Raw genomic sequence first — 13,300 nt, forward strand, 5'->3', positions numbered from 1 at the left:
TCGCTCGATCATTGAATTGTCAGCTAAAAGATCGTGATGCTTTCGTTATATTCATTATAGGACTAATCACTTATTTTTTGATAGAGGGTTAAATTGTCGAATCCAATTAAGTATTAACAAAACGCAAGGTAAATTAGTCGGAATTATGAACATCCTGGCGGAACACTCGCTTAGGGAGTGAACCGCCGAGCAAAAAAAAGACCCCACGACATCCGCCGTGAGGTCTACTTCCCATCATCGCTCAGCTTAGCTTAGCCGACCGACTCCTCCAACACTTCCAACCGCTTCGCATAGTTCTCCGAGCGCTCCCGATCCCGTTCCAGGATCGGTTTCAAATACTGGCCGGTGTAAGACCCGGCCACCTTCACCACATCTTCCGGCGTACCGGAAGCGACGATCTGCCCGCCTCGGCTGCCACCTTCGGGGCCCAGATCGATGAGGTGGTCCGCCGTCTTAATGACATCGAGGTTATGCTCGATGACCAGCACCGTTTCACCGTTCTCGACGAGGCGGTGAAGCACCTTCAGCAGACGATCGATATCGTGGATGTGGAGCCCTGTCGTAGGCTCATCCAGAATATAGATCGTCTTGCCGGTGCTGCGGCGGTACAGCTCCGCCGCCAGCTTCACGCGCTGGGCTTCGCCCCCGGACAGCGTTGTTGCCGGCTGACCCAGCGTCATGTAACCCAGACCGACATCCAGCAGCGTCGTCAACTTACGGTGAATGCGGGGCAAGTTCTTGAAGAACTCACAGCCGTCTTCAATCGTCATCTCCAGCACTTCCGAGATGCTCTTGCCTTTATATTTCACTTCCAGCGTCTCACGGTTGTAGCGCTTGCCTTTGCACACTTCGCACGGCACGTAAACGTCCGGCAAGAAGTGCATTTCAATCTTGATAATCCCGTCGCCGCGGCATGCCTCGCATCGGCCGCCCTTCACGTTAAAGCTGAAGCGCCCCTTCTTATATCCGCGGACCTTCGCTTCGCTCGTGTTCGCATAGACATCGCGAATATCGTCGAATACGCCCGTATACGTGGCCGGATTCGAACGAGGTGTACGACCGATCGGCGATTGATCGATATCGATAACCTTATCGACATGCTCCAGCCCGAGAACCTCCCGGTGCTCGCCAGGACGAACCTTGGCGCCGTTCAGGTCGCGAGCCAACGTTTTGAACAAAATTTCGTTAATCAACGTACTTTTGCCTGAGCCGGATACGCCTGTCACGCAAGTAAAGACGCCGAGCGGCACCTTCGCCGAAACGTTGCGCAGGTTATTCTCTTTGGCCCCTTTGACTTCGAGCCATTTGCCGTTGGGCTTGCGGCGCGCAGCCGGGATTGGAATAAACTTCTTGCCGCTAAGATACTGCCCGGTAAGCGAGTTGTCATCCTCCATCAGCTCTGCCGGCGTCCCTTGGGCAATTACTTGGCCGCCGTGAATTCCGGCTCCAGGTCCGATATCGATAATGTAATCGGCAGCCATCATCGTGTCTTCGTCATGCTCCACGACGATGAGCGTATTGCCGAGATCGCGCATATGCTCAAGCGTCTGGATCAGGCGCGTGTTATCTCTTTGGTGCAGCCCAATGCTAGGCTCATCCAAAATGTAGAGCACGCCCATCAAGCTCGAACCGATCTGCGTAGCAAGACGAATCCGCTGCGCTTCTCCGCCTGACAACGTTCCCGCCGAGCGGTGCATGGTCAAGTAATCCAGTCCCACATTCACCAGAAAACCTAATCTTGCTCTGATTTCTCTGAGGATCAGATTGGCGATCTTCTGTTCCTTCTCGTTCAGATCAAGCCCGTTGAACCAAGCCTCCGCTTCTCCGATGGAGAGCGACGTCGCATGGGCGATGTTCTTGCCGTTAATCGTTACTGCGAGCGTTTCGGGCTTCAGACGCTGCCCTTTGCACTTCGGACACGGCTTCGTGCTCATGTACGTCTGAATGTGTTCCCGAATCCCCTCAGAGAACGTATCCTTGAATCTGCGTTCCAGGTTGCGAATGATTCCTTCGAACGGAACAAGGGCTTCCTTCGTGGCTCCCATGTCGTTCTCATAGCGGAACCGGATCTTCTCGCCGCCTGTGCCGTACAAAATAACCTTCATCTGCTCGCTGGTCAGCTCCGACACCGGTACATCGCGAGAAATCCCGTAATGTTCACACACTGCAGCCAGGAACTGCGGATAGTAGTTGGATGTGCTTCCCGCCCAGGCTTCGAAAGCTCCCTCTTCGATCGTCAGCTTCGTATCCGGTACAAGCAGATCCGGATCGACAATCATCTGGCTGCCGAGTCCGTCGCATTCCGGGCAAGCCCCGAACGGGCTGTTGAAGGAAAACATTCTCGGAGCCAGCTCTTCCACACTGAAGCCGCATTCCGGACAAGCGAGATTCTGACTGAACATGAGCTCCTCTTGGTCGATAATATCGACAATCACTCGTCCGTTCGCCAGCTTCAATGCCGTTTCCAAAGAATCGGCAAGACGAGTCTGAACATCCTCTTTAATAACAATCCGGTCGACAACGACGTCGATCGAATGCTTCTTGTTCTTATCCAGCTCAATCTTCTCGGCGAGATCCATCGTCTCCCCGTTAACTCGCACCCTGACGAAGCCCTGCTTCTGAACATCGGTGAACAGCTTCGTATGCTCGCCTTTGCGCCCCGAAACGAGCGGTGCCAAAATTTGCAGCTTCGTGCGTTCCGGGTATTCCATAATGCGGTCGACCATTTGTTCCACGGTCTGGGAAGTAATCTCAATGCCGTGGGTCGGACAATGCGGACGTCCGATGCGGGCGAACAGCAATCGCAGATAGTCATAAATCTCCGTTACGGTACCCACTGTGGACCGAGGGTTGCGGCTTGTCGTCTTCTGATCAATGGAAATAGCCGGCGACAGACCGTCAATGGAGTCTACGTCCGGCTTATCCATGTTCCCGAGGAATTGTCTGGCATAAGCAGACAGCGATTCGACGTATCTGCGCTGCCCCTCGGCATAAATCGTATCAAAGGCCAGCGACGATTTACCCGAGCCGCTGAGGCCCGTCAGAACGACGAACTTATCGCGCGGGATCGTAACATCGATATTTTTCAGATTATGAGCTCTAGCTCCTTTAATGACGATTTGATCTCTAGACACGTGTAACCTTCCTCTCCTATGTGAAGCTGAAGCCCTCTAGGCTTCAGCTTTCATTTCCATAATAGCGTCACGCAGCTGCGCCGCCCGTTCGAACTGCAAGTTTTTCGCCGCTTCCTTCATTTCGCTTTCCAAACGCTCGATAAGCGACGTGCGGTCTTTCTTCGACATCTTCGCGCCCTTCACGTCCGCCAGATAGTCGGACTTCTGCTCGGCGACCTTCGTCGCCTCAATAACGTCGCGAACTTTCTTGGCGATCGTTTGCGGCGTTATGCCCATCTTCGCATTGTAGGCTTCCTGAATGCTCCGGCGGCGATTCGTCTCGCTAATGGCTTTGTCCATGGATTCCGTTATTTTGTCCCCGTACATGATGACCCGGCCTTCGGCATTACGCGCCGCACGGCCAATCGTTTGGATCATGGAGCGCTCCGAGCGCAGGAATCCTTCTTTGTCCGCGTCGAGAATGGCAACCAGCGAAACCTCCGGCAAATCCAGCCCTTCTCTCAGCAGGTTGATCCCGATCAGCACATGAAAGGTGCCGAGACGCAAATCGCGCAAAATCTGCATCCGCTCGAATGTTTTAATATCCGAATGCAAATACCGCACTTTAACGCCGATTTCTTTGAAATAATCCGTCAAATCTTCCGCCATCTTCTTCGTCAGCGTCGTCACGAGCACGCGCTCGTCCTTCCGGATCCTATCTTGGATCTCCGCAAGCAAGTCATCGATCTGGCCTTTGGTCGGCCTTACTTCAATAATAGGATCGAGCAGTCCCGTCGGACGAATAATTTGCTGCGTCATATACGGGCAATGCTCTAATTCGTAAGGTCCCGGAGTGGCCGATATATATAAAATCTGGTTAACTTTCTCTTCGAATTCCTCAAAGCGCAGCGGCCGGTTATCGAGCGCCGAAGGCAGGCGGAAGCCATGCTCGACAAGCACCTCTTTCCTCGCTCTATCCCCGTTGTACATCGCGCGGATTTGCGGCAGCGTCACGTGCGACTCGTCGACCATGAACAGCATGTCGTCCGGGAAATAATCCAGCAGCGTATAAGGCGTAGCTCCGCGCTCCCGGAACGTGAGCGGTCCGGAGTAGTTCTCGATGCCGGAGCAGAAGCCCATTTCCTGCATCATTTCCATATCGTAACGCGTCCGCTGCTCCAGGCGCTGAGCCTCCAGCAGCTTGCCTTGCTCCTTCAGCTCGGCAAGACGCTCTTCCAGCTCACGCTCGATGTTGACGAGCGCTCGCTTCATCGTATCTTCGCGCGTTACGAAGTGAGACGCCGGGAAGATCGCGATATGCTCGCGTTCGCCGATGATTTCGCCGGTCAGCACGTTAATCTCGGTGATCCGCTCGATTTCATCGCCGAACAGTTCAACTCTTACCGCTTGTTCCCCATGGGAAGCCGGGAAAATTTCCACCACATCCCCGCGAACACGGAACGTCCCGCGCACGAAGTTCAGATCATTCCGCTGATATTGAATATCTACCAGTTTGTGCAGAATCTCGTTCCGCGACTTCTCCATTCCTACGCGCAAAGACAGCAGCATGTTGCCATATTCGATTGGCGAACCCAAACCGTAAATGCACGATACGCTGGCGACGATAATGACATCACGGCGCTCGAATAGAGAGCTTGTCGCCGAGTGGCGAAGCTTATCAATCTCTTCATTGATGCTGGAATCTTTCTCGATGTAGGTGTCAGAGGAGGCGATGTAGGCTTCTGGCTGGTAATAATCATAGTAACTGACGAAGTAGGAGACGGCATTGTGGGGGAAAAATTCTTTGAATTCGCTGCACAGCTGTGCGGCTAACGTTTTGTTATGCGCAATAATCAAGGTCGGCCGATTCAGCTTCGCAATCACCTGCGCCGCCGTGAACGTTTTCCCTGTGCCCGTAGCTCCCAGAAGCGTCTGGTGTTTATTGCCGGCTTGAATGCTTTTTACGATTTCCTCAATGGCTTGAGGCTGGTCGCCCTGCGGAGAAAATTCGGATACAAGCTCGAATTTCCTTGAGCTTTTGACAAGTTCACTCATCACTAATCACCTGCTCTTATTGATAATAAATCGGACTTTTAGCCTATTCATTTTCTATTTTATGTTTCCGATAAAGAAAGTTATGGAACCTTCCTGCATATATGATGGCAATCATTTACATCCGTCATAAGAATGTTTGTTCTGGTTTTTCCATTATACTCTTTTTAAATCTTTGATGCAAACGGCAATATCTGTTACGGCCTGTCATTTCACCGCGTTTAACCGTTTTTAACAGGCTGCCTGTAGGGCCCAATTCTTTTGATGCTAAATAGGAGTGGTACAGTCATGGATTTGACAACGGTATTAGGTTTAATCTTAGGTCTTGTCGGTTTAATCGGCGGTTACATGTGGGATGGCGGGCACATCAGTTCACTGATTATTCCGAGTGCGATGTTAATCGTGTTCGGCGGAACGTTCGGCGCAGTGGCCGTCTCTTTCCCTCTCTCCATTCTTGCCAAGATCCCCAAGGCGCTCGGCATTGCCTTCCGGGAAGTGAAACGCGATCCCTCCGCAACGATCGAGGAGCTTGTGGATATGGCTTCCATCGCAAGAAGAGAAGGTGTGCTGGCTCTCGAGCAGCGCGCGCAGGAGCATACCAATCCTTTCCTGAAGGATGGTCTGCTGATGGTCGTGGACGGTACGGATCCGGAACTGACGAGACAAATTCTCGAGCTCGAAATGGATGCAATCGAGAGCCAGGTTGATAATATGTCCAAAATTTTCGAAGCCGGCGGCGGCTATGCACCAACGATGGGGATTATCGGTACCGTCATGGGACTGATTCACGTACTGGGCAATCTTGAGGATCCCTCCAGCCTCGGTCCTGCGATTGCAGTCGCCTTCACGGCTACGCTATATGGCGTTATGAGCGCCAATCTGATCTATTTGCCGATTGCCAACAAAATCAAAGTGCGCGGCAAAGAAATGGTCGCCGAAATGGAACTGATGCTTGAAGGCATCCTTGCCCTGCAAGCCGGTGAGAACCCGCAATTGATCAAGAAGAAGCTGACCTCCTTCCTCCACGACAAATCGTCCAAGAAAGCCGCACCGGTAGAGGAGGAAGCCGATTATGGCGCGGAGAAGTAGGAAGAAAGAGGAGCACGTCAATCACGAGAGATGGCTCATCACCTATGCGGATTTAATCACCCTTCTGCTCGTTTTCTTCATCATTATGTATGCCATGAGTAAGGTCGATGTTCAAAAGTATGCCGTTCTTGCACAAGTATTAAACCTGCAATTCCAGAAAGCGGACTCCATCCTGGAGAAAGGCCACGGCGTTAACGGACAGATGACCCCGAAGCAAGGTGATGCTGAGAGCAAGGACCAAGATTACACCAAACGGAACCTGGACGATCAGAAGGAAGAGAAAGATAAAACCAAGCCGGAAAACAGCGAGAAAGAGAAGCGCGAGAAAGAGCTTCAAGATCTTCTGAAACAGGTACAAGCCTACATTCAGGATCAAAATTTGCAGGCTCTAGTATCCGCCAGCGATACGGAACGCGGCGTGGCGATCACTTTGAACGATCTGTTCCTGTTCGATTTGGGCAAAGCCGATCTGAAAGGAGCCTCCGCCCCCATTTTGCAAAAGCTGGCCTCGCTCTTCCCGACGTTGAACAGCAAGGTCAGCATCGAGGGACATACGGACGACATCCCGCTCGCAACGGGCTCCCCCTATAGAGATAACTGGGGACTCTCCTTCGCCCGCTCTCTGTCGGTACTGCGCTATTTCACCGATTCGGCCAAGCTCGACGACAACAAATTCATCGCAACAGCGTATGCGGATACGATGCCCAAAGTGCCGAACGACAGCGAAGAGAACCGCAGCAAGAACCGCCGCGTGGAAATCATCGTTTTGCGCGACGGACTCGCTCCGGTCGGCAGCACCAAATAAACGAAAGGGGGCTGTCCCAAAGGTCAACATTGACCTTGGGGCAGCCCCTTTTGATGTAAGGAAATACGATGCGTTATTTACCCGAAAAGCAGGCCATCCGTTGCGATAAGGGAAATACGATGCGTTATTTAGTCAATTTTGGGCGATAAGTAGAGGTTCACAGACAAATAAAGGCCTGTATTTCCGTTTCCCACCCAAAAGAATCAGATTTAGACAAATAGCGCACTCAATTTCCCTTTTCATAAAAATGAGGATGCCCGTAAGTCATACAAAGGCTGGGGACAGTCTCTTTCTTTATTTACATCGATTTGGTCGAATCATTAGATAACAATCCGGTAATTCGGCCGCGCAAGTAGGATAAGAGATGTACCGGCCGGTGCTCCGTGAAATAAAGCGCCTGCTGGTCCGGCGCCAAAATGATGCCGAGCTGGTGATGATCGCCCGCGAAAATCGCGCGATGCAGGAAGCGAACCTCGCCCTGCTCGTTCAACACCTCCAGCTTGCAGAAGGCGGAATTGAGCCCCATCGCCTGATGCAGGTCGGTCTTCGTTCTCACCTTGTGGCCGTTCACTTTATGAATGAGCTCGCCCACTTGGATGCCAAGCTCCTGGGCCGGACTGTTCGGCACGACCGAGAGCACCATGAGCCCTCTCGGCGAATGCACGTAGAAAGGCGCCTGCTTATCTTCGAGCCATTGATTATACCGAATCAATCCTTCGTGAAGGGCCATGCTCAGCAGCGCGCCGGCGATCAGGACCGGTGGCCAGAAATGCGCAGCAACCGCCGCCCCCAACATGATCAAGCCGTACAAGTATAACAAGTTCGCACTGAAACGGGCCTGCCGTCGAGGAAGCTTGGATATCGTCAGCTCAGTGAAGCCGATCATCGCGGGAAATGCCAGCAGCGTCCAGCCGGAAGCGAGATTCGCTCCGAACAACGTTGCCCATGGCAAGCCTAGCTCACCTCCGCCTGCAGCAGGGACTAGCAGAAACATCGGTACCGGCCAGAAGCCCTGCAGCTGCTGCCCGCCGATGATTTGCCCGCGCTTCCCTTCCAGGAAGAGCGGTGTCGTCATCCGCGCCCCTTGGTACTGCGTCAGCAGCCCCTCAAGGAGATGCAGGACCGCCACGATCAACAGCAAAGACGGGATGTCCGCGTTAGCCACTATCTTCAGAACCGGCACGGAAGCCGTCAAATCGGCCGCGTTCGGCAGCCAGGACAGAACGGCTTGGGCGACGCCCAGGATCCCCGCGGCATAAGCCAGGCAGAGGAACCGGACCCGCACCATCACCAAAACGATCGTAATGACCCAGAGCAGCAGCACGGCTTCGGCATCAATACTTACACCGACGAACAACAGGAGCACCGAGGCGGCCAATCCGCCGATCCATCCCCACAGCACGGTTCGCCACGTCTCATTCATCAACGAATGCAGCTTCGTATGAAACAGCTTGCGCTCCAACTGAATTTGCTTGCGATAATGCAGTACGATAAAGATGATGCCTATATAGTAAAAAGGATTCATTAACAACTGCCCCGCTGCCAGCAGCAGCCTGTCCAAGAGTTGAATCAGAACATCCATCACGATTCGGTCTCCTCAATAAAATAAAGTAGGAAGGTTGCCGAAGCATCCTTCCTACAATATTTCGACTGCGACCGCTTATTTCCTGCCGCTGACGGTCAATTTCCAGCAGCTCACCAATATTATTTACCGAGCTGCTTCTGAATTTGACCAACTGCCGCCTTCAATTGAAGATCGTTCTTAGGCTCGCGAATCTGCGCCAAGAGCAGCTTCTCAATCTTGTTCGCCGTGTCCGTATCGACTTCCCCGGTCATCGGCAAGCCGTTCGTCCGTTGGAAAGCTTTCACGGCCATGGTCGTTTTCTCACTGAAGTAGCCGTCCGAGCGCTCAGGGTTAAATCCTAACCCCGCCAGCATCAGCTGCAGGTTTTTCACATCGTCGCTCGTCGTATCTTGCTTCAGCACCGTTTTCTTCGAAAGCGGAGCCGCTTTGAAATACGCCGGCTGCTCCACCGCGATATCCGGCTGGATACCCGTCTTGTGAATCCAGTTGCCGTTCGGCGTCAACCATTTGTAGACGGTCATTTTGATGTTGCTGCCGTCACCCATTTCCTTCTCGAAAGTGACTTGAACCGTGCCTTTTCCGTAGGACGTTTCACCGACGATCTTGCTCCCGACCGCTTCCTGGAATGCGCCGGCCAGAATCTCCGAAGCGCTTGCGCTGCCCTTGTTGATCAGCACTGTCACCGGATAGCTTTTGCCCGATCCCGTCGAAGGCGTCGGCTCCCGCTTCCCGTCCCGGTTCTCAACCTGTACGATCGGCTTGCCGCTCTTCACGAAAGGATTGACGATGTCGACGACAACGTTCAGCAGGCCGCCCGGGTCATTCCGCACGTCAATGACGAGCCCCTTCATGCCTTTGGCCTCCAGATTCTTCAGCTCTTCCGCGAAGCGTACAGCCGTATTGGAGGAGAATTGGCGGATCTCAATTTTGCCGATCTGGTCCTGCAGCATTTCCGCGTAGACGGTTTCTACGTCGATATTATCCCGAACGACGATCACCTGAACCGGATCGCCCGCTCCTTGACGAAGCAGGTCGAGCTTCGCCTGCGTCCCTTTGGGACCGCGGATTTTCATGACTGCTTGATTCAATGTGAGGCCGTCCAGCTTCTCCCCGTTCACCGAGAGAATGACGTCTTTGGCCTGAATGCCCGCTTTCTCTGCCGGCGACCCTTTAATGGGAGATACGATTACGAATTTACCTTCTTCGAAGGAAACCTCAGCCCCGATTCCTTGGAACGAGGATGTGATGCTCTCGTCGAACTGCTGCGCTTCCTTCTGATCCATATATACCGTGAACGGATCTTCCAGAGATTCCAGCATGCCGTTGATCGCGCCGTTCACCAGCTTCTCATGATCCGGTTGCTTCAAATATTTGCTTTCAATTAATTGAAACGTTGTGGCAATTTTGCTTAATTCTTTGCTGGAAAGACCCGACGAAGAGCTTATAGCAGCGGCGGCGCTTCCCGTCGGCTGCTCGCTCCGCCCCCATGTAAAGGATGGGTCCACAATCGTCAACGTGACAATTGAGCTTGCGAACATGGCTAACAAAACAAATACTATGACCGTGCGTCCTTTGAATTGCAAGGCGCGATTCACCTACCTTTTTCCCGTCTGCTTGTAGTATATGACAAGCCCTTCCTGTTTTATAACCAAGTTGTCCTATCGCAAGAACGGTTTGGGATCGGTCGGAGTTTCATTCAGCCTGACTTCGAAATGCAAGTGATTGCCTGTCGATTGGCCCGTAGAGCCTACGCCGGCGATTTTCTCGCCACGTTTCACGACATCGCCGACTTTGACATAAATGCCATCATTCATAATATGGCCGTACAGCGTCCATAATCCATTGCCGTGATCGACGATCACGCAGTTCCCGTATCCGTTCATCCAAGAGGCGTAGATAACGGAGCCGTTCTCGGCGGCAAGAATGCCGGTTCCTTTGGGAGCGCCCAAGTCAATGCCTTTATGATTCTCGCTTCTGCCCGTAACCGGGTTAATCCGGTTCACGAAGTCCGACGTAAGCGGCGCTTGCGCGGCCAGCGGGTAACCCAGCTTGCCTCCCGCATACGTGAATGGCGACTTGGCTTTGGTCGCAGCCCGTTTCTTCGCTTGAAGATCCGCTTCCTGCTTCGCTAATTGTGTGATCAATCTTTCGTTCTCTTCGGAAATCCCCTCAAGAGCCTTCTCTTGCTTCGATAGGGAAGCGATCTTCACTTCCTTGGCTTTTTCCTTCGCCTGCAGCTCGTCTCTCACCACATCGGCATCGGCGTATAGCTTCTTCACCTTCTCCAACTGCTGCTCGGTTTCTTCCTTCTTCTTGGCTACAATCTCTTTATCTTTCTTGTTCGCTTCTAGCACGACCTTATCTTGATTTACAATAGATTTCAAAGCTTCTATCCGATTCAAAAAGTCAGAAAAGCTGGTCGCGCTAAGAACCACATCCATATAAGAAACGAAGCCGTTCATGTACATCAGACGCACTCGTGATTTCAGCATTTGGTCGCGGCTTTCCACCCGGGCTATAGCCTCGTCCAGCTGCTTCCCGTTCTCCTCTAACGTGTCGGAAACCTGGTCAATTTGCTCATTCAACTGCGTCAGCTTCTTGCTGGCTTCATTGACCTGTTGAATCAACGTATTCATGTCTTTCGTAGCTTGATCTTTCTCGTCCTGCACTTTGGAAATTTGATTCTCGGCGTCGTTCGCCTTTTGCTGCGCTGCCGCCTTCTGTTTTTTAAGCTGAGTCAACTGCTGATCGATCTTCTCCGTTGTCGATGCGGCATAACCCGCATATGGGACCGCTAGCGAAGCCGCAATCCCAAGTGTCAATACCAAGGGTAGAATCTTCTTCTTCAAGCACGTAGCCTCCTCATTTTCAAAACCTGATACGAGTTCCAGAAACTTGACTCTCTTCAACTTCCATCTATTAATCTTTGAATCTTTGAAAACACAAAAATGCTTCAAAGCCGGCTTAATAAGCCGTCTTCTACACGCGGAGGAATTTACGTACGGAAATCAGGGAGCCCCAGATGCCGATCACGATGCCGATTCCCAGCAATAACGCAATCATGGTAGGAGCAATCTCGCGGAATGGCGTTAATTCGATCATGAGCAAATTCATATTCAATGAGCTGATATGCAGCAGCTTCCAATATCCGCCCAGAATCAATGCCGCGGGAATCAGTGATCCGACGAAGCCAAGCAGTGCCCCTTCTATAAAAAACGGCCAACGAATAAAGGAATTCGTCGCACCCACCATTTTCATAATGGCAATTTCTTTGCGCCGGGCAAGAATCGTAATTTTAATCGTATTGGCAATCAGGAATACAGCCGTAAATGACAGTAAAATCACGATGCCAAAGCCGACCCAGCGAACAATCTGCGTCACTTTAAACAACGCCTCGACAGTCCCTTTGCCGTAGTTCACTTTGTAAATCGGTTTCGGATCTTTGCCGATATTCAGCGCACTGATTTGATCCGCTACCGCCGCTACGTTCCTCGGGTCATCCACTTCGACTGTGAAAGCATCGTTAAGCGGGTTGTTCTCCCCTTCGAATCCATCCAGCAGCGCTTTGCCGCTTTCGCCAAGCTTTTCGCGCAAGTAGACAAGTCCCTCTTCTTTCGAGACGAACTTGATTGTTTTCACACCGATGATGCCCTGGATTTGCGTTTCCAGCGCCGTTATTTGGTCCTGAGGCGTGTTGACCTCCAGGTAGACGTTAATTTCGACTTGATCCTCAATCTGGCTTGCAATATCGTTCACGTTCAATGTGATGAGTACGAAAACACCTAAAATAAACAAGGAAATCGCAATCGACGAGATCGACGCAAACGTCATCCATCCATTCCGGACGACATTCCGCATGCCTTCGCGCAAGTGGCGGGACAATGTGCTAATCTTCATAACCGTATTCCCCCCGCACCTGGTCACGCGCTATAAGGCCGTTCTCGATTGCAATGACTCGTTTACGCATCGTGTTCACGATTTCTTTGTTATGCGTTGCCATAACGATTGTCGTGCCGCGGAAATTAATTTCTTCCATCAGCTTCATGATCCCCCATGACGTCTCCGGGTCGAGATTTCCTGTCGGTTCGTCGGCGATTATGACGGATGGGTTGTTAATTATTGCCCGGGCAATGGCTACCCGCTGCTGCTCGCCACCGGATAGCTGCGACGGCAGCGAATTCGCTTTATCCTTTAATTTCACGAGCTCTAGCACTTCCATCGTACGCTTCTTGATCTGCTTTTTCGGTGCTTCAATCACTTCCATGGCAAAGGCCACATTGTCGAAAATTGACAGTTTCGGGAGCAAGCGATAATCCTGGAATATGACGCCGATGTTTCTGCGCAGAAACGGAATCTTGCGCTGCTTCAACTTCTCCAGATTAAATCCGTTCACGAAAATTTGACCCTTCGTCGGTCTTTCTTCTCTATACATCAACTTCATAAATGTCGATTTACCAGCGCCGGATGGCCCGACAACATAGACAAACTCGTTGCGGTCCACTTTTACATTAATCCCTCTCAATGCATGCGTGCCGTTGGAGTACGTCTTCCATACGTCCTGCATTTCGATCACAATATCACATCCTAAAATATGGATCTTCGGGCTGAGCCCAAAGTGTCTCTGTTGTATAGTTAGCCTTTATGAATTCGACACAA

9 protein-coding genes are annotated in these 13,300 nt (G+C 51.9%); 2 read left to right on the forward strand and 7 right to left on the reverse strand.

Translation table 11 applies throughout. The annotated features are described in order from the left end of the window. Window positions 1–251: 251 nt before the first annotated feature. Both uvrA and uvrB read right to left on the reverse strand, forming a co-directional pair. Window positions 252–3,134, reverse strand: a complete 2,883-nt coding sequence (gene uvrA / locus J2X61_RS25750; protein ID WP_274472974.1) for an excinuclease ABC subunit UvrA — start codon at window positions 3,132–3,134, stop codon at window positions 252–254. Between the two features lie 36 nt (window positions 3,135–3,170). Beyond that, window positions 3,171–5,168, reverse strand: a complete 1,998-nt coding sequence (gene uvrB, locus J2X61_RS25755; protein WP_274472973.1) for an excinuclease ABC subunit UvrB — start codon at window positions 5,166–5,168, stop codon at window positions 3,171–3,173. A 285-nt stretch (window positions 5,169–5,453) separates the two neighbouring features. Here uvrB and J2X61_RS25760 point away from each other — a divergent pair, with 285 nt between their 5' ends. Both J2X61_RS25760 and J2X61_RS25765 read left to right on the forward strand, forming a co-directional pair. Beyond that, window positions 5,454–6,254 (forward strand): flagellar motor protein, encoded by an 801-nt coding sequence (locus tag J2X61_RS25760; protein ID WP_274472972.1) that lies wholly within the window; start codon window positions 5,454–5,456, stop codon window positions 6,252–6,254. Then, the gene (locus J2X61_RS25765; protein ID WP_310191882.1) at window positions 6,238–7,059 is read left to right on the forward strand and encodes a flagellar motor protein MotB; all 822 of its coding nucleotides are present in this window, start codon (window positions 6,238–6,240) and stop codon (window positions 7,057–7,059) included. The genes J2X61_RS25760 and J2X61_RS25765 overlap by 17 nt, the downstream gene beginning before the upstream one ends. Before the next feature lie 298 nt (window positions 7,060–7,357). On the opposite strand, the gene J2X61_RS25770 is transcribed toward J2X61_RS25765, so the two are convergent. The 5 genes from J2X61_RS25770 to ftsE all read right to left on the reverse strand — a co-directional run bounded on the left by J2X61_RS25770 (window position 7,358) and on the right by ftsE (window position 13,217). Continuing rightward, complete coding sequence (locus tag J2X61_RS25770; protein WP_310192123.1) at window positions 7,358–8,641, reverse strand: PDZ domain-containing protein; 1,284 nt, start codon at window positions 8,639–8,641, stop codon at window positions 7,358–7,360. 122 nt (window positions 8,642–8,763) lie between these two features. Then, the gene (locus J2X61_RS25775; RefSeq protein WP_274472970.1) at window positions 8,764–10,227 is read right to left on the reverse strand and encodes a S41 family peptidase; all 1,464 of its coding nucleotides are present in this window, start codon (window positions 10,225–10,227) and stop codon (window positions 8,764–8,766) included. Window positions 10,228–10,302: 75 nt separating this feature from the next. Beyond that, a complete protein-coding gene (locus J2X61_RS25780; protein ID WP_310191884.1) occupies window positions 10,303–11,493 on the reverse strand; it encodes a murein hydrolase activator EnvC family protein in 1,191 nt (396 codons plus the stop codon). A gap of 130 nt (window positions 11,494–11,623) precedes the next feature. Next, the gene (ftsX, locus tag J2X61_RS25785) at window positions 11,624–12,541 is read right to left on the reverse strand and encodes a permease-like cell division protein FtsX (protein ID WP_310191887.1); all 918 of its coding nucleotides are present in this window, start codon (window positions 12,539–12,541) and stop codon (window positions 11,624–11,626) included. Beyond that, window positions 12,531–13,217, reverse strand: a complete 687-nt coding sequence (ftsE, locus tag J2X61_RS25790; protein ID WP_167055104.1) for a cell division ATP-binding protein FtsE — start codon at window positions 13,215–13,217, stop codon at window positions 12,531–12,533. The genes ftsX and ftsE overlap by 11 nt, the downstream gene beginning before the upstream one ends. Between the last annotated feature and the right edge of the window lie 83 nt (window positions 13,218–13,300).

Source organism: Bacillus sp. 3255 (genome assembly GCF_031456485.1).
Taxonomy (GTDB): Bacteria; Bacillota; Bacilli; order Paenibacillales; family NBRC-103111; genus Paenibacillus_E.

Bases quoted from the DNA above. Each gene is read 5' to 3' on its own strand.
- uvrB (WP_274472973.1), bottom strand. From the start codon at position 5,168: ATGAGTGAACTTGTCAAAAGCTCAAGGAAATTCGAGCTTGTATCCGAA.
- J2X61_RS25765 (WP_310191882.1), top strand. From the start codon at position 6,238: ATGGCGCGGAGAAGTAGGAAGAAAGAGGAGCACGTCAATCACGAGAGA.
- ftsX (WP_310191887.1), bottom strand. From the start codon at position 12,541: ATGAAGATTAGCACATTGTCCCGCCACTTGCGCGAAGGCATGCGGAAT.
- J2X61_RS25770 (WP_310192123.1), bottom strand. From the start codon at position 8,641: ATGGATGTTCTGATTCAACTCTTGGACAGGCTGCTGCTGGCAGCGGGG.
- J2X61_RS25760 (WP_274472972.1), top strand. From the start codon at position 5,454: ATGGATTTGACAACGGTATTAGGTTTAATCTTAGGTCTTGTCGGTTTA.